This is a genomic window from Arthrobacter endolithicus, assembly GCF_026627425.1.
GTDB lineage: Bacteria > Actinomycetota > Actinomycetes > Actinomycetales > Micrococcaceae > Arthrobacter_M.
On the sequence record NZ_JAPNLH010000067.1, the window covers coordinates 1 to 759 of the forward strand.

A 759-nucleotide genomic window follows, 5' to 3' on the forward strand; every position below is an offset into this window, starting at 1 on the left:
GCATAACGCCGCTTTCAGGTCCTCGTCCGCCCGGAGCAGCCCGATCCGTTCCCGGTCTTCGAAGTCCTCCGGATCCAGCAGCGCCAGTTCAGCGATCCAGCCCCGGATCCTGGCCTCATCCACCCGGTCCGAGGCGATCACGGGGTCCGTCGGGGTGGGAGCCCTAACAGGCAGCACACCCGCCGGAGCGGCCACGGGAACAATACCCGCAATCCAGGGGACCACCGCGGACGACGGTTTCGGTGCCGGTGCCGGTGCTGGTGCGGCGCTAGTGGCCGGTGCGCCCCAGGCTGCAGGTGCGGCGGCGGGTGCCGGCGGAGCGTATGCTGCTTCGCTGGGTCCGGTACCCGCCCTACCACTATCGAACATATATCCATTCTAGTCCTGCGGGCTAGAACAAACAATAATAATTGGGCCTGTGGATAACGAATTTACCGGTGACAGCGGGAAATACCAGACTGTTTGCGGAGTTTGCGGCGGAGTCGGCTGCGGACCCGCCGGAAGAATCAGCGGACATCGGCGGACGGTGCGTCCGACGCGACCGGTGCCGCGCCGCGGCTTCCAGTGTGGAGGCGGGCGTATCGCTGGAGGCGTCGGCGCCAAAACACCCCGTGGTGCCTCATGTCAATATGCCGTGGTGCCTCATGTCAATATGCTCGCCAAATGATTCCTGCGTGCCTCATCTAATGTGCTCGCGAAAGTGTCATGCTGCGTGGGGTGCTTGGGAGTAGGTCTTGGCTGCGGCGAGCCGGATGAGTT

Annotated in this window: 1 pseudogene; it reads right to left on the reverse strand. The window is 64.2% G+C overall.

From position 1 onward, the window contains the following. Positions 1-369: pseudogene (locus OS914_RS18030) on the reverse strand (hypothetical protein); the annotation flags it as partial. Between the last annotated feature and the right edge of the window lie 390 nt (positions 370-759).